Annotated in this window: 16 protein-coding genes and 1 pseudogene; 9 read left to right on the top strand and 8 right to left on the bottom strand. The window is 72.8% G+C overall.

Annotated features, from left to right (window positions below; translation table 11 throughout):
• Positions 1-278: 278 nt before the first annotated feature.
• From AB5J73_RS26645 to AB5J73_RS26665, 5 genes are all read right to left on the bottom strand, one after another.
• Positions 279-1403 (bottom strand): serine hydrolase domain-containing protein, encoded by a 1125-nt coding sequence (locus tag AB5J73_RS26645; protein WP_370961398.1) that lies wholly within the window; start codon positions 1401-1403, stop codon positions 279-281.
• A gap of 36 nt (positions 1404-1439) precedes the next feature.
• Positions 1440-2540, bottom strand: coding sequence for a serine hydrolase domain-containing protein (locus tag AB5J73_RS26650; protein ID WP_370961399.1), 1101 nt, complete (start codon positions 2538-2540; stop codon positions 1440-1442).
• Positions 2541-2643: 103 nt separating this feature from the next.
• Positions 2644-4038, bottom strand: a complete 1395-nt coding sequence (gene phoA, locus AB5J73_RS26655) for an alkaline phosphatase (protein ID WP_370961400.1) — start codon at positions 4036-4038, stop codon at positions 2644-2646.
• A 157-nt stretch (positions 4039-4195) separates the two neighbouring features.
• Positions 4196-4855 carry a response regulator gene (locus tag AB5J73_RS26660; RefSeq protein WP_370961401.1) on the bottom strand — a complete coding sequence of 220 codons (660 nt, stop codon included), beginning with the start codon at positions 4853-4855 and terminating at the stop codon, positions 4196-4198.
• Complete coding sequence (locus AB5J73_RS26665; protein ID WP_370961402.1) at positions 4852-6051, bottom strand: sensor histidine kinase; 1200 nt, start codon at positions 6049-6051, stop codon at positions 4852-4854. Before AB5J73_RS26665 ends, AB5J73_RS26660 begins: the two co-directional genes overlap by 4 nt.
• Positions 6052-6173: 122 nt before the next feature.
• On the opposite strand from AB5J73_RS26665, the gene rpe reads away from it, so the two are divergent.
• The 5 genes from rpe (at position 6174) to AB5J73_RS26690 (ending at position 9837) form a co-directional block, all read left to right on the top strand.
• Positions 6174-6845, top strand: a complete 672-nt coding sequence (gene rpe, locus AB5J73_RS26670; protein ID WP_370973348.1) for a ribulose-phosphate 3-epimerase — start codon at positions 6174-6176, stop codon at positions 6843-6845.
• Between the two features lie 79 nt (positions 6846-6924).
• Positions 6925-7554, top strand: a complete 630-nt coding sequence (locus tag AB5J73_RS26675) for a riboflavin synthase (RefSeq protein WP_370961403.1) — start codon at positions 6925-6927, stop codon at positions 7552-7554.
• On the top strand, positions 7551-8879 hold the full coding sequence (locus AB5J73_RS26680; RefSeq protein WP_370961404.1) for a bifunctional 3,4-dihydroxy-2-butanone-4-phosphate synthase/GTP cyclohydrolase II: 1329 nt from the start codon (positions 7551-7553) through the stop codon (positions 8877-8879). Before AB5J73_RS26675 ends, AB5J73_RS26680 begins: the two co-directional genes overlap by 4 nt.
• Positions 8876-9382, top strand: a complete 507-nt coding sequence (ribH, locus tag AB5J73_RS26685) for a 6,7-dimethyl-8-ribityllumazine synthase (RefSeq protein WP_086862982.1) — start codon at positions 8876-8878, stop codon at positions 9380-9382. Before AB5J73_RS26680 ends, ribH begins: the two co-directional genes overlap by 4 nt.
• The gene (locus AB5J73_RS26690; protein ID WP_370961405.1) at positions 9379-9837 is read left to right on the top strand and encodes a PH domain-containing protein; all 459 of its coding nucleotides are present in this window, start codon (positions 9379-9381) and stop codon (positions 9835-9837) included. The genes ribH and AB5J73_RS26690 overlap by 4 nt, the downstream gene beginning before the upstream one ends.
• A 41-nt stretch (positions 9838-9878) precedes the next feature.
• On the opposite strand, the pseudogene AB5J73_RS26695 reads toward AB5J73_RS26690, so the two are convergent.
• From AB5J73_RS26695 to AB5J73_RS26705, 3 genes and pseudogenes are all read right to left on the bottom strand, one after another.
• A pseudogene (locus tag AB5J73_RS26695) lies at positions 9879-10151 on the bottom strand (protein translocase subunit SecD); the annotation flags it as partial.
• Between the two features lie 258 nt (positions 10152-10409).
• A complete protein-coding gene (locus tag AB5J73_RS26700; RefSeq protein ID WP_370961406.1) occupies positions 10410-11186 on the bottom strand; it encodes an exodeoxyribonuclease III in 777 nt (258 codons plus the stop codon).
• A 68-nt stretch (positions 11187-11254) separates the two neighbouring features.
• Positions 11255-11977, bottom strand: a complete 723-nt coding sequence (locus tag AB5J73_RS26705) for a trypsin-like serine protease (RefSeq protein ID WP_370961407.1) — start codon at positions 11975-11977, stop codon at positions 11255-11257.
• 164 nt (positions 11978-12141) lie between these two features.
• Between AB5J73_RS26705 and uvrC the strand changes: the two genes are divergently transcribed.
• From uvrC to whiA, 4 genes are read left to right on the top strand one after another with little or no spacing between them, the layout of a single operon-like run.
• Positions 12142-14097 carry an excinuclease ABC subunit UvrC gene (gene uvrC, locus AB5J73_RS26710; RefSeq protein ID WP_370961408.1) on the top strand — a complete coding sequence of 652 codons (1956 nt, stop codon included), beginning with the start codon at positions 12142-12144 and terminating at the stop codon, positions 14095-14097.
• A 41-nt stretch (positions 14098-14138) separates the two neighbouring features.
• Positions 14139-14996 (top strand): RNase adapter RapZ, encoded by an 858-nt coding sequence (gene rapZ / locus AB5J73_RS26715; RefSeq protein ID WP_014466867.1) that lies wholly within the window; start codon positions 14139-14141, stop codon positions 14994-14996.
• 1 nt (position 14997) lies between these two features.
• Positions 14998-15990, top strand: coding sequence for a uridine diphosphate-N-acetylglucosamine-binding protein YvcK (gene yvcK, locus AB5J73_RS26720; protein ID WP_370961409.1), 993 nt, complete (start codon positions 14998-15000; stop codon positions 15988-15990).
• The gene (gene whiA / locus AB5J73_RS26725; RefSeq protein WP_370961410.1) at positions 15990-16982 is read left to right on the top strand and encodes a DNA-binding protein WhiA; all 993 of its coding nucleotides are present in this window, start codon (positions 15990-15992) and stop codon (positions 16980-16982) included. Before yvcK ends, whiA begins: the two co-directional genes overlap by 1 nt.
• The last annotated feature ends 65 nt before the right edge of the window (positions 16983-17047 follow it).

Genomic DNA, 17047 nt, shown 5'->3' on the forward strand with positions numbered 1-17047 from the left:
TTGGTCGGCCGGTCGGCCCGTCGGCCGGTCGGCCCGTCGGCCGGTCGGCCCGTCGGCCGGTCGGCCCGTCGGCCGGTCGGTCAGTCGGGCGGCCGGTAAGTCGGTTGGGCGGTTGGGTGGTCGGCTCGCCGGTTGGCCAGCCGGTTGGCCAGCCGGTCGGCTCGGCGGTCGGTCGGTCGGGCGGCCGGTAAGTCGGTTGGGCGGTTGGCTCGCCCGCGGGGGCGCCCCCCGTTTTCCACGTTACCGGGCGGCACCGACAGTTCCGGCCTGCCGCGCGCCTACCTCCGGTCCAGCGCGACCTCGAACGCCGTTTCGGTGGCCTCCCGCGCCGCGTCGGGCAGCGGGTCCTCGTTGGCCGAGACCGTGGCGCTCCGGCCGCTGTCGGTGGCTCCGGACAGGGTCGCGAAGCCGAAGATGTCGCCGCCGTGGCCCCAGTACCGCGTGCCGTCCGGCAGGGTCCGGTGGAACAGTCCGAGGCCGTAGTCCGTGCCGGGCTCGCCCGGCACCGGGACCGTGCGCTGCATCTGCGCGAGCTGCGCGGGGCGCAGCAGGCGGCCCCCGAGCAGTGCGCCGAAGAACGTGTCCAGGTCCCGGCCGGTCGACACCAGCGCGCCCGCGGCGCCGGCGATCGACGGGTCGAACTCGGTGAAGTCGACCAGCTTCTCCGCACCCGGCACGTACCCGCGCGCGTGCGGCGCGGGCAGCCGTTCCTCGCCGCGGCCGGGCAGCGACGTGCCGCGCAGGCCGAGCGGCCGCGTGATCCGGTGGGCGATCTCGGTCGCGAGGCTGTGCCGCGTGACCTTCTCGACGAGCATCCCGGCGACGATGTAGTTGGTGTTGGAATAGGACCAGGAGCTGCCGGGCGCGAACAACGGCGGGTGGTCCAGCGCCAGTGCGACGAGTTCGCCGGGTTCGGCGCCGCGGTGGCGCAGCGGCTCGAGGTCGCCCGTCGCCAGCAAGTCGTCGGTGTAGCTGTAGAGCCCGCTGGTGTGCTGCAGCAGGTTCCGCACGGTGATCTGCCGGCCGTCGTTGCCGTTCCCGGTGATCAGCCCGGGCAGGTAGCGCCCGATCGGCGCGTCGAGGTCGACCTTCCCCTCGGCGACGAGCTGGAGCACCACGGTCGCGACGAACGTCTTCGTGATGCTCCCGGCGCGGAACTTCGCGTCCCGCGGGTACGGCGTCCCGGTGGTCACGTCGCCGGTGCCGCTGCGCGTCTCGGTGACGCGTCCGTGGTCGGTGACCACCGCCGCGGCACCGGGCGCGCCGCCCTGGGCGGTGACCCGGTCCAGCGCCCGCTGCAGCGGGTTCGTGGTGGCGAGCGCCGGTGCCGCCGTGGTCGCCGCGAGGAGCGCGACGAGCGTGCCGCAGGCGACGATCCGCCTGCCGCGCAAGGATTTCCGCATGAACAACCCCCTGGGGTTCTCGGTGTTTCCGTGGACCTACTGCCCTGAGCAGACCGCCGCGTCGGTGGCGGCCAGCAGGTGTTCGTTCGCCGCGACCGGCGTGGGGTTCTCGTTCAGCACCACCGTCACGCGACGGCCGCCCGGACCCACGCCGGCGAGGTTGGTGAAGCCGAGGATCCCGCCTTCGTGACCCCAGAACTCCCCGCACGACAACGGGATGCGGCCCACGCCCAAGCCGTAGCGGGCGCCCGGGACGCCGAGCTCGGCCGGGACCGTGCGCCGCATCTCGGCGAGCTGGGCCGGGCGCAGGAGCTGCCCGCCGAAGAGCGCGCCGTAGAACCGGTCGAGGTCGGCCGGGGTCGAGACGAGCCCGCCGGCCGCCCACGCCATCGTCGTCTCGTAGTCGCTGAAGTCGGCCGGTTCCCCGCCGATCGGCACGTAACCGACGGCGTGCGGCGCGGGCAGCTCCTCGTCGCCGCGGCGGGGCAAGTACGTGTCACGCAAGCCCAGCGGCCGGGTGATGCGGTGTGCGATCGATGCGTCCAGCGGAAGTCCCGTGACGCGTTCGGCGAGCATCCCGGCGACGACGTAGTTCGTGTTGGAGTACGACCAGCTCGTGCCGGGCGCGAACAGCGCGGGGTGCTTCAGCGCCATCGCCACCAGCTCGGCCGGGGCCGCGCCGCGGTGGCGCAGCTGCTCCGGATCGTCCAGGGGCAGGTCGTCGGTGTAGTTGTAGAGCCCGCTCGTGTGCTGCAGCAGCTGACGCACGGTGATCCGCCGGTCGGGCAGCAGCCCGGGCAGGTACCGCTCGACGGGGGCGTCCAGGTGCACCCGGCCCTCGCCGGCGAGCTGCAGGACGACGGTCGCCACGAACGACTTGGTGACGCTGCCCGCGCGGAACGAACCGTTGCGCGGGAACGGTTTCCCGGTCGTGACGTCACCCGCGCCGCTGCGCACCACCCGCGTCCGGTGGCCGTCCTGGAGCACCGCTTCGGCGCCCGGCACGCCGTCCTGCGCGGTGAGCACGTCCAGGCTCGCTCGCACCGGATCGGCGGCCGCGAGCGCCGGTGCCGCGGTGGTCGCCGCGAGCAGCACGACCAGCGTGCCGGCGGCGACGGTCCGCACTGACTTCCGCATGGGAAAACCCCCTGGTGTCTCGGTCTTCCCCACGCTAGGGAGCCGGGACGCCAGGGGGCATGGGGCAGGCCGCCGGACCGGACCGGGGGCCTGCCCTACCGGGTCAGCGCAGCTTCAGGGCCCGCTTCAGGGTCCCGAACAGGTCGGTCTGGTTGGTCAGCCCGACGATGTTGGCCGCCTGCGGGCCGAGACCCGCGATGCGCACCTGGGTGCCGGTGTGCGACTGCGAGCCGCCGGTCTCCGCGGTGCCGTAGGCCAGGGTCATGTTCGCGCCCTCGTTGGTGACGAGCGTCGCGGTCAGGCCCGGGGTGGCCGTGGGCTCGACGATCTGGCTGCTGTGGCCGTGGTCGGCGGTCACCAGCACCAGGGTGTCGGGGTGGCTGCGGGCGAACGCCGTGCCCGCCGCGATCGCCGCGTCGAAGTCGACCGTCTCGCCGATCTGGCCGCACGGGTCGGCCGCGTGGTCCTGCTTGTCGATGCTCGCGCCCTCGACCTGGAGGAAGAAGCCCTTGTCCGCGCGGCGGTCGTCGAGCAGCTCCAGCGCCTTGCGGGTCTGGTCGGCCAGCTTCGGCTGGGCCGCCGGCAGCTTCGGGTTCGGGGTGCAGCGGGCCGGCGCGGTGCCGCCGTGGACGGCCGCCGGGCCGGTCCAGTTGACCGGCATGTTGCCGTCGGCGAACAGGCCGAGGACCGGCTTGCCCTTCGGCGCCTTCGCCAGGTCGGCCGCGGTGTTGACGACGGTGTAGCCGGCCGCCTTGGCCTGGTCGAGGACGGGCTTGCCCTTGAACTTGCCCGCCGTCACCGGCTGGTTGAAGTACTTCGCGCCGCCGCCCAGCAGGACGTCGGGGCGGGTCTGCACCAGCTGCTCGGAGATCGAGCCGAGGCCGCCGTTCTCCTTGGCGTTCTTCGCGCACTTCGCGGTCGTCTCGACCGGGCCCTTGCAGTCGCGGTTGACGACGTGCGAGCCGAGCACGGCCGGGGTCGCGTCCTGGACCTCGGCGGTGGTGACGTCGCCGGTGCGCAGGCCGTTGCGCTTGGCGATCTCGAGGATCGTCGGGACGTCGTTGCCGTACGCGTCGACGGAGATCGCGCCGTTGTAGGTCTTGGTGCCGGTGGCCCAGCCGGTGCCGGACGCGGCCGAGTCGGTCACGTAGTTCGGCTTGGCCGGGTTGTTCTGCTCCACGGCGTACGTCGTGTAGTCGCCGGTCAGCGGCAGCTCGTCCATCGCGAGCCGGCCGGCGGCGCCGCGCTCGTAGTTGCGGGCCGCGGTGATCTCCGACTGGCCCATGCCGTCGCCGATGAACAGGATCACGTTGCGGGCGTGCCCGCCCTGGATCGCCGAACGGACGTCGTTCGTGCGGTCACCGGTGCCGGCGGACGAGCGCGCGTCGGCGTTGTCGGAGCCGTTGGTGGCGAGGGCGACGGGGGCGGCGGCGACCAGCGCGGCGCCGAGTGCGCCCGCGACCAGCCACCGGCGGCGGCCGGTGAACAGCGAAGCCATGTTTCTCCTCATTGGGGGACTTCGGGAGGTAAGCGCCCGGATTCCGGACACGCGCTATTAGTCCTTCCGCATGTGTGGTGCGCAGGGACTGAAGGTGACGGCCGGGTGTCCGCTGGCCGAACTCCTGACTTCCCGCGGGTGACCGGGCGCACGTCGGTTATTGACCGGCGAGGTGTCCCGGCCGCACGACGCCCGATTCGTACGCTATGACCACTGCTTGGCTGCGGTTGCCCGCGCCGAGCTTGGCGAAGATGTTGCCCACGTGGGTCTTCACCGTCTCCAGGCTGATCACCAGCGCCGCCGCGATGTCCTGGTTGGACAGTCCGCCGGCGATCAGCCGGAGCACTTCGGCTTCGCGCCGGGTAAGCGTTTTCGCCGCCCGCGCGTGCTTCCCGCCCGGCGGCCGCGCGGTCACCAGCCGCCGGATCGCCTCGGGGAACAGCAGCGAATCCCCGGCGGCGACGGTCCGGACCGCGTGCGCGATCTCCTCCTTGCGCGCCCGCTTCAGCAGGAACCCGCTGGCCCCGGCCAGCAGCGCTTCGCGGACGTAGTCGTCGTTGTCGAACGTCGTGACGACCAGGATCTTCGGCGGGTCCTCGATCGCGGCGAGCACCTGCCGGGTGGCTTCGATGCCGTCGGTACCGGGCATCCGGACGTCCATCAGCACGACGTCCGGGCGGCTCCGGCGCACCTCGGGCAGCACGGCGGCGCCGTCGGCCGCTTCGCCGACCACGGGCAGGCCCTGCTGCTCCAGCAGCGCCCGCAGCCCGGTGCGGACCAGCGGTTCGTCGTCGGCCAGCAGCACCGTCGGCGTCATGCGCCGGCCCGCAGCGGGATGGTCGCGCGCAGCCGCCACCGCTCGCCGTCCGGGCCCGCGGCCAGCTCGCCGCGCAGGGCTTCGACGCGCTCGGCGAGCCCGGTCAGCCCGTGCCGCCCGGTCCGCGGCTGATCACCGGCCAGCGCGTTGACCACGGCGATGGCGAGGTGGTCCGGCCCGGCCTCGACGCGGACGTCCACCGCGCCGGGACCGGCGTGGCGCAGCGCGTTCGTCAGCCCCTCCTGGACGATCCGGTAGCCCTCGCGCGACACCGCGGCGGGCAGCGCGGTGACCGGCCCGGTGACGGCCAGGCGGACGTCGAGCCCGGCCTCGCGGGCACGCACGGCGAGGACGTCGACTTCGGCCAGCGTGCGCTGCGGCTCCTTCGCCGCCGGTTCGTCTCGGAGCAGGCCCAGCACGTGGTCGAGGTCCTCCAGCGCGGTGCGGGAGGCTTCTTCGATCGTGCCGAGTGCGCGCCGCGCCTGCGCCGGGTCGGTCTCGACCAGACCGGCCGCGGCCGCCGCCTGGATCGTCGACGTCGTGAGCGTGTGCCCGATCGAGTCGTGCAGCTCGCGGGCCAGCCGGTTGCGCTGGGCGAGGACGGCCGCGCGGCGCTCGGCCAGCGCCGCGCGTTCGGTGTCGGACGGCCCCAGCAGCGCTTCCGCACCGGCGCGGAAGGCGCGGGTGGCGCCCGCGACCAGCACGAGCGCGCCGAAGAGCAGCACGACGCCGAACGGGACGGTCCACGCGCCGAGCGGGACCTCGTCCCAGAACAGGCTGATCCGGTCCTGGCCGCCGGCCAGCCAGACCGCGGGCACCAGCAGCCCCAGCCCGAGGAAGGCGAGCACGGTCAGCAGCACCCCGCTGAGCAGCGTGTGCAGGGCGAGCCACAGCCCCGAGCGCAGCCGCGCGCCGGTGCCGGGACGCCCGGTGGGGGCGGGGACGGTGGTGCCGAGCAGCAGGTTCGCCAGCCCGATGCCGCCGCGCCGCACCGGTCCCAGCAGACCCAGCAGTCCCGTGAGCACCGCGAGGGCGAGCAGGGCGAGCAGCGCCCGCACCCGCGAATCGGTTTCGACGGACACGGCCGCCGCGAACGCGAACGGGGACACCGGCACCATGAGGAGGGCGCCCGCGACGGCGAACGGAAGGCCGCGGTAGCTGCCGATCCGCGCCAGGGACGGGAAGAATCCGGACATGGCGGCGAGCCTATTGCGGCCGGAGTGGCGCACACCTCCCTCCGCGGAGCCAGATCCTGGTCACAACCGGTTAGCGACCGTTAGCACCGGCCTCCTACACTCGGGACGTGGCAGACCGACCCCTGATCGCCCCCAGCATCCTGTCCGCGGACTTCGCCCGGCTCGGCGAGGAGATCGCCGCCGTGGCCGGTGGCGGGGAGACCCGCGCCGACTGGGTCCACGTCGACGTGATGGACGCGCACTTCGTGCCCAACCTGACCCTCGGCCTGCCCGTGGTGAAGGCGCTGCTGAAGAGCACCGACGTGCCGATCGACTGCCACCTGATGATCGAGGACCCGGACCGCTGGGCGATCGGGTACGCCGAAGCCGGCGCCTACAACGTCACCGTGCACGCCGAAGCCGCGAAGGACCCGATCGCGCTCGCGAAGAACCTGCGCGCCGCCGGGGCGAAGGCCGGCCTGTCGATCAAGCCGGGCACCGCCCTCGAGCCGTGGCTCGACGCGCTCAAGCACTACGACACGCTGCTGGTGATGTCGGTCGAGCCGGGCTTCGGCGGGCAGTCGTTCATCGCCGACGTGCTGGAGAAGGTCCGCACCGCGCGGCGGCTGGTCGACACCGGCCACCTGAAGCTGGTCGTCGAGATCGACGGCGGCATCAACACCGACACCATCGAGCAGGCCGCGGCGGCGGGCGTCGACTGCTTCGTCGCCGGGTCCGCCGTCTACGGCGCCGGCGACCCGGGCAAAGCGGTCGCCGCGCTGCGCGAGCGGGCGGCCCGCGGCCGGGCCGGCTGACCTGCCGGGCGGCACCGGAGAAGCCACCGGGCCGCGGCGGGTGTTGGATGGGGAGCAGCGGCTCACAAGGAGGCAGGACGTGTTCACCGGCATTGTCGAGGAGATCGGCGAGATCACCTCGGTCGAGCAGCTGACCAACGCGGCGCGGCTGCGCGTCCGCGGCCCGCTGGTCACCAGCGACGCCGGGCACGGCGACTCCATCGCGGTCAGCGGCGTGTGCCTCACGGTCGTCGAGGTGGCCGGCGGTGAGTTCACGGTCGACGTCGTCGACGAGACGCTGCAGCGTTCGAGCCTGGCCAAGGTCGCGACCGGCGACCGGGTCAACCTGGAACGCGCGACGCCGGCGGGCGGGCGGCTCGGCGGGCACATCATGCAGGGCCACGTCGACGGGACGGGCGTGTTCCTCTCCCGCGACGACAACGGCGTGACGACGTTCTCGCTGCCGGCGCACCTGTCCCGGTACGTGGTCGAGAAGGGCTCGATCGCGGTCGACGGGATCTCCCTCACCGTCGCGGCGGTCACCGCCGACCAGTTCAAGGTGGCGTTGATCCCGACCACGCTCGAGGCGACCACGCTCGGCGGGCGGGAAGCGGGCGACCTGGTCAACCTCGAGGTCGACGTGGTCGCGAAGTACGTGGAGAAACTGGCCGAAGCGCATATCCGCGACCAGGTGCACAATCGGGACGGCGGCACGGAGGAGCGGTCATGAGTGAGACGAGTGCGGCAGAGCCCGAGGCGGGCTGGACCCCGTGCGGCGCCGGGGCGGTGTTCGACGCCGACGCCATCGAGCGGGCGATCTCGGACATCGCGGCCGGCCGCCCGGTCGTCGTGGTCGACGACGAAGACCGCGAGAACGAGGGCGACCTCATCTTCGCCGCCGAGAAGGCGACGCCCGAGCTGCTGGCCTTCATGGTCCGCTACACCTCGGGGTACGTCTGCGTGGCGCTGACCGAGTCCGAAGCGGACCGGCTGGACCTGCCGCCGATGTACCACACCAACCAGGACGCGCGGGGCACCGCGTACAGCGTCACGGTCGACGCCGCCGACGGCATCACCACCGGCATCTCGGCCGCCGACCGCGCGCACACGATCCGGCTGCTGGCCGACCCGGCGTCGACGGCGAAGGACTTCCGCCGCCCCGGCCACGTCGTGCCGCTGCGCGCCAAGGAAGGCGGCGTGCTGCGCCGCCCCGGGCACACCGAAGCGTCGGTCGACCTGTCCCGGATGGCCGGGCTCGCCCCGGCCGGCGTGCTCTGCGAGATCGTGTCGCAGAAGGACGAAGGCGACATGGCGCGCCGCGACGAGCTCGAGGTGTTCGCGGCCGACCACGACCTGGCGATCATCACCATCGCCGACCTGATCGCCTACCGCCGCCGCACCGAGAAGCAGGTCGAGCGGGTCGCCGAGGCCCGCATCCCGCTCGCCGCGGGCACGTTCCGCGCGGTCGGCTACGACTCGCTCCTGGACGGCATCGAGCACGTCGCGTTCGTCTACGGCGAAATCGGCGACGGCCAGGACATCCTGGTGCGCGTGCACTCCGAGTGCCTCACCGGCGACGTCTTCGGCTCGCTGCGCTGCGACTGCGGCCCGCAGCTGGAAGCGGCGCTGGAAGCGGTGGCCACCGAAGGCCGCGGCGTCGTGCTCTACATCCGCGGCCACGAGGGCCGCGGCATCGGGCTGCTGCACAAGCTGCAGGCCTACCAGCTGCAGGACGACGGCGCCGACACGGTGGACGCGAACCTCGCCCTCGGGGTCCCGGCCGACGCCCGCGACTACGGCACCGGCGCGCAGATCCTCTGCGACCTCGGCGTCCGCACCATGCGGCTGCTGTCGAACAACCCGGCCAAGCGGATCGGCCTCGAGGGCTACGGCCTGCGCGTCACCGGCCGGGTGCCGCTGCCGATCTCGCCGAACCCGGAGAACCTGCGCTACCTGCGGACCAAGCGCGACCGGATGGGCCACGACCTGGCCCAGCTGGAGCACTACGACCAGGTCGGCGCGGGCACCGAGCACCCCGACGGAGGAGCACTGTGAGCGGCGAAGGCCGTCCCGACGTTTCCCTGGACCTGACCGGCTGCAAAAGCCTGAAGCTCGGCATCGTGGCGACCCGCTGGAACGCGGACATCACCGACGTCCTGCTGGAGCGGGCCCTGGTCGCGGCGCGCGAGGCGGAGCTGGAGGAGGACCCGACCGTGGTCCACGTCGCGGGCGCGGTGGAGCTCCCGGTGGTGGCGCAGGCGCTGGCCCGCAACCACGACGCGGTGGTCGCGCTCGGCGTGGTCATCCGCGGCGGCACCCCGCACTTCGAGTACGTGTGCGACGCGGTGACGGCGGGCCTGACCCGGGTGGCGCTCGACGAGAGCACGGCGGTCGGCAACGGCGTCCTGACGTGCGACACGCATGAGCAGGCGGTCGACCGGTCGGGCCGGCCGGGCGCCAAGGAGGACAAGGGCTACGAGGCGACGGTCGCGGCCCTCGACACGGCGCACGTGCTGAAGAGCCTGCGCCAGCCGTGGACCGAGCGGGGTTTCGTGTGACCGTGAAGACTCTCCTGGTGATCCGCCCGCGGCGCGCCCTGATCATGTGCAGCGTGCTGTCGGTGGCGCTGCTGGCCGTGTTCGTGGTGGTGGCGGTCCTGCTGCGCAACGGCGACACGGGCGTCCGCTTCCAGCGCTCCGACCAGGCGGCGATGGTCGGCATCGGCATCCTGCTGGCGTGCGGCGTGATGCTGTTCGCGATCGCCAGGGTCCGCGCCGACGAAACGGGCATCGAAGTCCGCAACGTCCTGGTGACCCGGCGCTTCGAGTGGAGCGAGGTCCTGTCGGTGAGCTTCCCGGACGGCGCTTCGTGGGCCCGGCTGGAGCTGCCGGACGACGAGTACCACGCGGTGATGGCGGTGCAGGCGGTGGACCGGGACCGGGCGGTGGAAGCGGTGCGGGCACTGCGGAAGCTGCACCGGGCCGCGACCGGAGGCTGGCCGCCCCTGAGCTGACGGGCCAGCTCGCGAGCGCGCTCTTCGGTGAACTTCCCGGTGATCTGGGTGTTCCCGTCAAGGATCGCAACCTGGATGGCGGGCGCCGACAAGACCTGGCTGTCCAGGACGAACGCGGCTTGCTGACCGGTGTTCTGGCTCGTGAAGCCGGCCCAGACCTTCGTACCCTCCGCGTTGAACGTGAGGCTCACGACCCATTGCCCGCGCTGCTGGTCGTAGCCGGCCGCAGCGTCGGTCACCTGGCTCCCGGGGAGGAACTCGGGTTCGAGGACGTAGGCCGTGTTGTCGGTCTGCCCGCAGGTGACCAACGGCATGGAACGGTCATCGTGTCCCGCAAGCGGGTCGGGCCTTCCGGGCGTGCAGTCGATCGCCTGCACGGCCGCGGTCTGCCGGGCGGTGTCCCGGCTTTGCCGGTCCGCCTGCGAGAGGGCGCGCCGCTCCCGGTACCGCCGACCCGCGATACGCCGGTCACGACTTTGCGAAACTCCAGCGACTTCGCGCCGCTGACCGGTGCGGCGGACGACGGCGTCGCCGGTACGGGCATGGCCTGTCCGCCGATGACGCCGCCGGGCTCAGAGGTCCAGGTCCACCACGATCGGCGCGTGGTCCGAAGCCCCCTTGCCCTTCCGCGCCTCCCGGTCCACGTAGGAATCCGTGACGGCGGCGGTGAACGCCTCGTTCCCGTACACCAGGTCGATCCGCATCCCCTTGTTGTTCGGGAAGTTCCCCGCCCGGTAGTCCCAGTACGTGAACGGGTGGTCGTACTTCAGCGGCCGCGGGAAGACGTCCGACAGCCCCAGCTTGCGCAGCCGGGCCAGTGCCTCGCGTTCCGGGGGAGTCACGTGCGTCGACTCCGCGAACACCGCGATGTCCCACACGTCGGCGTCCGTCGGCGCCACGTTGAAGTCGCCGAGCACCGCGAACGGGCCGGTGGAAAGCTCCGAGGAAACCAGCGCCCGCAACGCCTCCAGCCACTCCAGCTTGTACGCGTAGTGCGGGTTGTCCGGCTCGCGCCCGTTCGGCACGTACACCGACCACACCCGCACGCCCCCGCAGCCGGCGCCGATCGCCCGGGCCTCCGCGGCGCCGTCGAACCGCGGCTCGCCGGGCAGCCCGCGGACCACGTCGGAAAGGCCCACGCGCGACACGATCCCCACGCCGTTCCAGCGGCCCAGCCCGTACGCGGCCACCTCGTACCCGAGCGCCTCGACCTCGGCGAAGGGGAACTTCTCCGTCGTGTTCTTCAGCTCCTGCAGGCACAGCACGTCCGGCGCCGTCTTCTCCAGGAAGCCCAGCACGCGCGGGAGGCGGGGGACGATGGAGTTCACGTTCCACGTGGCGATCCGCATGCCCGCGAGCATCCCACACCCCACCGACGGAAACGGGGCGGCGCCGGAGCGCCGCCCCGCCGGAAGCCTCAGACGCCCGCGGTCGTCCGGATCCAGGAGCGGCTCGAAGCCACGCTCGCGTAGTTGTTCGTGCCGCGCGTGTTCGACCCGCTCTGGTTCTGGACCGTCGACGCGACGCCGACCTGGACGCCGTTGGCCACCTCGGGGCCGCCCGAGTCGCCCTTCCACGCCGAGCCGTTGATGCCGACGCTCTGGATCGCGCGGCCGCCGTAGGCGTCCGTGGACCGGCCGGTCACCTGGACGTTCGCCGTCTTCAGCGCCGTCGCCGGCGGGCCGGTCGGGGTGGTGCGGCCCCAGCCGTAGATCTGGTTGGTGCTGCCGGTGGCCGGGTCCGAGCTGCCCAGCGAGATCGGCGAAGCGCTCGTCGCCGACGCCAGGTGCAGCAGCGCGATGTCGCCGTTCGGGGACTCGTACTCGTTGTCGACGGCGATCTTCGTGCCCGAGAGCAGCGTGTTGCTGCCGACCCGGACGAACATGCCCGAGCCGTCCTGGTCGAGGCAGTGCACCGCGGTCAGCACCCAGCGCGCCGCGATGACCGTGCCCGAGCAGTTGAAGCCCTGGTAGTCGCGCCCGGGGGTGTTGACGTACACCTGGGCGCCCCACGACACGGTGGGGGCGGTGGTGCCGCCGACGATGTTCGGCTGGACGCCGGCGGAGGCCACGGCGCCACCCGCGAGAGTCAGCGCGACGGCGGCCGCCGAGGCGGCGCCGAGGAGACGAAGAGAGCTCACGGTGGTGATCCTTTCGGACGGGGGCCGGATCGGCCGGTCGGAAAGTAACCACCGGCTCACCCCGGGCGACACCTACCGAAGTCGGAACCGGACTAACACCCTACTTCCGGCGGGGCGCTCGGGGGCGCGCGAGAACTGTCGGTGCCGACCCATAGTCTTGGGAGGTGGCTGACCCGACCACCTACCGTCCCTCGCCGGGGAGCATCCCGGATGCCCCTGGCGTGTACAAATTCCGCGACGCGACCAAGCGGGTCATCTACGTCGGCAAGGCGAAAAGCCTCCGCAGCAGGCTGAACTCCTACTTCGCCGACCTCTCCGGCCTGCACCCGCGCACGCGCCAGATGGTCACCACGGCCGCGAGCGTCGAGTGGACCGTGGTCACCACCGAGGTCGAGGCGCTGCAGCTCGAGTACAACTGGATCAAGGAGTTCGACCCCCGGTTCAACGTCCGCTACCGCGACGACAAGAGCTACCCGGTGCTCGCGGTGACGCTGAACGAGGAGTTCCCGCGCCTGCACGTCTACCGCGGCGCGCGCAAGAAGGGCGTCCGGTACTTCGGCCCGTACGCGCACGCGTGGGCGATCCGCGAGACGCTCGACCTGCTGCTGCGCGTGTTCCCGGCGCGCACCTGCTCGGCCGGGGTGTTCCGGCGCCACGGCCAGATCGGGCGGCCCTGCCTGCTCGGCTACATCGACAAGTGCTCGGCGCCGTGCGTCGGGCGCGTCTCGGCCGGCGAGCACCGCGACATCGTCGAGGACTTCTGCGACTTCCTGGCCGGCAAGACCGACGTCATGATCAAGCGGCTCGAAACCGAGATGGCCACGGCCGCCGAGGAGCTCGAGTTCGAGCGCGCCGCCCGCCTGCGCGACGACCTGGGCGCGCTGCGCCGCGCCATGGAGAAGCAGGCCGTGGTGCTCGGCGACGGCACGGACGCCGACGTCGTCGCGTTCGCGCACGACGACCTCGAAGCCGCCGTCCAGGTCTTCCACGTGCGCGGCGGCCGGGTCCGCGGCCAGCGCGGCTGGGTGATCGACAAGGCCGAGGAGATGGACGTCCCGGCGCTGGTCGACCACTTCCTCACGCAGTTCTACGGCGACGAGGCCGACCTCGACGCGCGCGACGAGGTCGACGCCGGCCCGGTCGTCCCGCGGGAGGTGCTGGTGCCGGAGCTGCCGGCGGACGCCGAAGCGGTCGCGGAGTGGCTGAGCGGGCTGCGCGGCTCGCGCGTGCAGCTGCGGGTGCCGCAGCGCGGCGACAAGAAAGCCCTGGCGGAGACCGTGGAGCGCAACGCGGGGGAGGCGTTCACCCAGCACAAGCTGCGGCGCGCCGGCGACCTCACGGCCCGCTCGGCGGCGCTGACCGAGCTGCAGGAGTTCCTGGCCCTCGACACCGCGCCGCTGCGCATCGAGTGCATCGACATCAGCCACATCCAGGGCAGCGACGTCGTGGCGTCGCTGGTCGTCTTCGAGGACGGGCTCGCGCGCAAGTCCGAGTACCGCCGCTTCGCGCTGCGGGAGGCGGCCACCGAGGGCGACGTCGCTTCGATCGCCGAAGTCGTGCGCCGTCGGTTCCACCGCTACCTCAAGGAAACCGCGGAGGAGTCGAGCCGGCCCGGCCTCGACCCGGAGACCGGGCGGCCGAAGAAGTTCGCCTACCCGCCGAACCTGCTGGTCGTCGACGGCGCGGGCCCGCAGGCCACCGCGGCCGCCGACGTGCTGGCCGAGCTGGGCATCACCGACATCGCGGTGGTGGGGCTGGCGAAGCGGCTCGAAGAGGTGTGGCTGCCGGCGGACCCCGACCCGGTGATCCTGCCGCGCACGTCGGAGGGGCTGTACCTGCTGCAGCGGCTTCGGGACGAGGCCCACCGGTTCGCCATCGCCTACCACCGCGAGAAGCGCTCCAAGCGGCTGGTGACGTCCGAATTGGACAGTGTGCCGGGGTTGGGGCAGGCTCGCCGGACCGCGCTGATCAAGCACTTCGGCTCGGTGAAGAAGCTCAAGCAGGCCAGGGTCGAGGAGATCGAGGCGGTGCCCGGCTTCGGCAGGCGCACCGCGGAGGCCGTGGTCGCCGCGCTGGCCGGGGAGTCCGGCGCGAGCAACGGCACGAAAGCAGGGGAGTAGGGAACACAGTGAGTGCGCAAGAGGAGATCCGCGGGTCCGGCATGGAGGTCGCGGTCGTGTCCGGGTTGTCCGGGGCGGGCCGCAGCACGGCGGCCAAGTGCCTGGAGGACCTGGGCTGGTTCGTCGTCGACAACCTGCCCCCGGAGCTGATCGCCACCATGGTCGAGCTGGGCGCGCAGGCGCGCGGCGCGATCACGAAGGTGGCCGTCGTCATGGACGTGCGCTCGCGCGCGTTCACCGACGACCTCGCCTCGGTCATCAAGGACCTGGACGCGCGGGGCTACAAGCCGCGCGTGCTGTTCCTCGAGGCGACCGACGCGGTGCTGGTGCGCCGCTTCGAAGCCGTCCGCCGCGGCCACCCGATGCAGGGCGACGGCCGGCTCGCCGACGGCATCACGGCGGAGCGGACGCTGCTGGAGCCGCTCCGCGAAGAGGCCGACCTCGTGCTGGACACGTCGTCGCTGTCGGTGCACGACCTGCGCGCCAAGATCGAGGACGCGTTCGGCTCCGAGGCGAGCACCCAGACCCGGGTCACGGTGCTGTCCTTCGGCTACAAGTACGGCCTGCCGATGGACGCCGACCTGGTGATGGACGTCCGGTTCCTGCCGAACCCGTTCTGGATCCCGGAGCTGCGCGAGCACACGGGCCTCGACGGCGAGGTCCGCAACTACGTCCTTTCGCAGGAGGGCGCCGAGGAGTTCCTGGACCGCTACCACCAGCTGCTGCGGCTGATCGGCGCCGGCTACAAGCGTGAGGGCAAGCGGTACCTGACGCTGGCCGTCGGCTGCACCGGCGGCAAGCACCGCAGCGTGGCGCTGTCCGTGGAGCTCGCCGAGCGTCTGTCCAAAGAGGACGGAATGGCCGTGAAGGTGGTGCACCGCGACCTTGGTCGTGAATAACGTGCGCGCGGTCGCCCTCGGGGGCGGCCACGGGCTGCACGCCACGTTGTCCGCGGTGCGGCGGGTGACCCCCGACGTCACCGCGATCGTGACCGTGGCCGACGACGGCGGATCGTCCGGCCGGCTGCGGCGCGAACTCGGGCTGCTGCCACCGGGCGACCTCCGGCAGGCCTTCGCGGCCTTCGCGGCGGAGGACGGCGGCACGCTGTGGGCCGAGGTCTTCCAGCACCGCTTCGGCGGGGACGGCGCGCTGGCCGGGCACGCGGTCGGGAACCTGCTGCTCGCCGGGCTGTTCGAGGTGCTCGGCGACCCCGTCGCCGCGCTCGACGAGGCCTGCCGCCTGATGGGCGTCTCGGGCCGCGTGCTGCCGATGTCGCCGGAGCCGCTGGAGATCGAGGGCGAGGTCAGCGGCCTCGACAGCGAGGACCCGTCGGCGCTGCGCCGGATCCGCGGCCAGGTCGCGGTGGCCTCGACCCCGGGGCAGGTGCGGCGGGTCAGCCTGCGCTCCCCGGGCGCCTCCGCGCGGCCGCCGGTGGCGTGCGAGGAAGCGGTCGAGGCGGTGCTCGCCGCCGACGTCGTCTTCCTCGGACCCGGCTCGTGGTTCACGAGCGTTTTACCGCACCTGCTCGTGCCGGGGCTGCACGACGCGCTGGTGCGCACGACCGCCACGAAGGCGATCGTCCTCAACCTTGTCCCCCAGCCGGGGGAAACCGCGGGATTCTCTCCCGAGCGGCACCTGGACGTACTCTCCGAGCACGCGCCCCTGCTGCGGGTCGACGCGGTGATCGCGGACCGCGATTCGGTGCCCGACCCGGCGAATCTCCGGCGCGCGGCGGCCCGGCTGGGCGCGCGGGCCCACCTGGGGGCGGTGGCCGACCCGGAAGTGGCGGGACGGCATGATCCTGATGCGCTCGCGCGGTGCATGCGGGAGGCTCTCGGTCTCGGCAGGGACGGGGAGCACGGGGGAGGAGCGAAAGGCAGGGAGGGGCAGTAATGGCGATGACCGCCGCGGTGAAGGACGAACTGAGCCGGCTGGAGATCACGAAGATCGGGCCGCGCCGGGCGGAGATCGCGTCGCTGCTTCGCTTCGCCGGCGGGCTGCACATCGTGGCCGGCCGGGTGGTCGTCGAGGCGGAGCTGGACACGGGCTCGGTCGCGCGACGGCTGCGCAAGGAGATCCACGAGCTGTACGGGCACCATTCCGACGTCCACGTCATCACCGCCAGCGGCGGGCTGCGCAAGGGCACCCGGTACGTCGTGCGCGTGGTGAAGGACGGCGAGGGCCTGGCCCGCCAGACCGGGCTGATCGACCAGCGCGGCCGCCCGGTGCGCGGGCTGCCCGCGGCCGTGGTGTCCGGCGGCGTGGCCGACGCGGAAGCGGCGTGGCGGGGCGCGTTCCTCGCGCACGGGTCGCTCACGGAACCCGGGCGTTCGTCGTCGCTCGAGGTGACCTGCCCGGGCCCGGAGGCGGCACTGGCGCTGGTCGGCGCGGCCCGCCGGATGGGCATCCAGGCGAAGTCGCGCGAGGTCCGCGGCGCGGACCGGGTGGTGGTCCGCGACGGCGACGCGATCGGCGCGCTGCTGACCCGCCTGGGCGCGCACACGAGCGTCCTGCAGTGGGAAGAGCGCCGGATGCGCCGCGAGGTCCGCGCGACGGCCAACCGCCTGGCGAACTTCGACGACGCGAACCTGCGCCGTTCGGCCCGCGCGGCCGTGGCGGCGGCGGCCCGGGTGGAGCGCGCCCTGGAGATCCTCGGCGAAACGGCCCCGGACCACCTGCTGGCGGCGGGCAAGCTGCGCCTGTCGAACCGGCAGGCGTCGCTGGAGGAACTGGGCCAGCTGTCCGAACCGCAGATGACGAAGGACGCGGTGGCCGGCCGCATCCGCCGCCTGCTGGCGATGGCGGACAAGCGGGCGAAGGACCTGAGCATCCCGGACACCGAGTCCGCGGTCACCCCGGAGATGCTCGAGGAAGAAGACGCCTGACCGCGCGAGCCCCAAGCGCCCCAATGTGGCGTTGGGTGCGCTGGACGCACCGAACGCCACATTGG

It is taken from the genome of Amycolatopsis sp. cg9, from assembly GCF_041346945.1.
Classification (GTDB): Bacteria; Actinomycetota; Actinomycetes; order Mycobacteriales; family Pseudonocardiaceae; genus Amycolatopsis.

Bases quoted from the DNA above. Each gene is read 5' to 3' on its own strand.
- AB5J73_RS26645 (WP_370961398.1), bottom strand. From the start codon at position 1,403: ATGCGGAAATCCTTGCGCGGCAGGCGGATCGTCGCCTGCGGCACGCTC.
- AB5J73_RS26650 (WP_370961399.1), bottom strand. From the start codon at position 2,540: ATGCGGAAGTCAGTGCGGACCGTCGCCGCCGGCACGCTGGTCGTGCTG.
- phoA (WP_370961400.1), bottom strand. From the start codon at position 4,038: ATGGCTTCGCTGTTCACCGGCCGCCGCCGGTGGCTGGTCGCGGGCGCA.
- AB5J73_RS26660 (WP_370961401.1), bottom strand. From the start codon at position 4,855: ATGACGCCGACGGTGCTGCTGGCCGACGACGAACCGCTGGTCCGCACC.
- AB5J73_RS26665 (WP_370961402.1), bottom strand. From the start codon at position 6,051: ATGTCCGGATTCTTCCCGTCCCTGGCGCGGATCGGCAGCTACCGCGGC.
- AB5J73_RS26680 (WP_370961404.1), top strand. From the start codon at position 7,551: ATGAGTGAGACGAGTGCGGCAGAGCCCGAGGCGGGCTGGACCCCGTGC.
- AB5J73_RS26700 (WP_370961406.1), bottom strand. From the start codon at position 11,186: ATGCGGATCGCCACGTGGAACGTGAACTCCATCGTCCCCCGCCTCCCG.
- rapZ (WP_014466867.1), top strand. From the start codon at position 14,139: ATGGAGGTCGCGGTCGTGTCCGGGTTGTCCGGGGCGGGCCGCAGCACG.
- whiA (WP_370961410.1), top strand. From the start codon at position 15,990: ATGGCGATGACCGCCGCGGTGAAGGACGAACTGAGCCGGCTGGAGATC.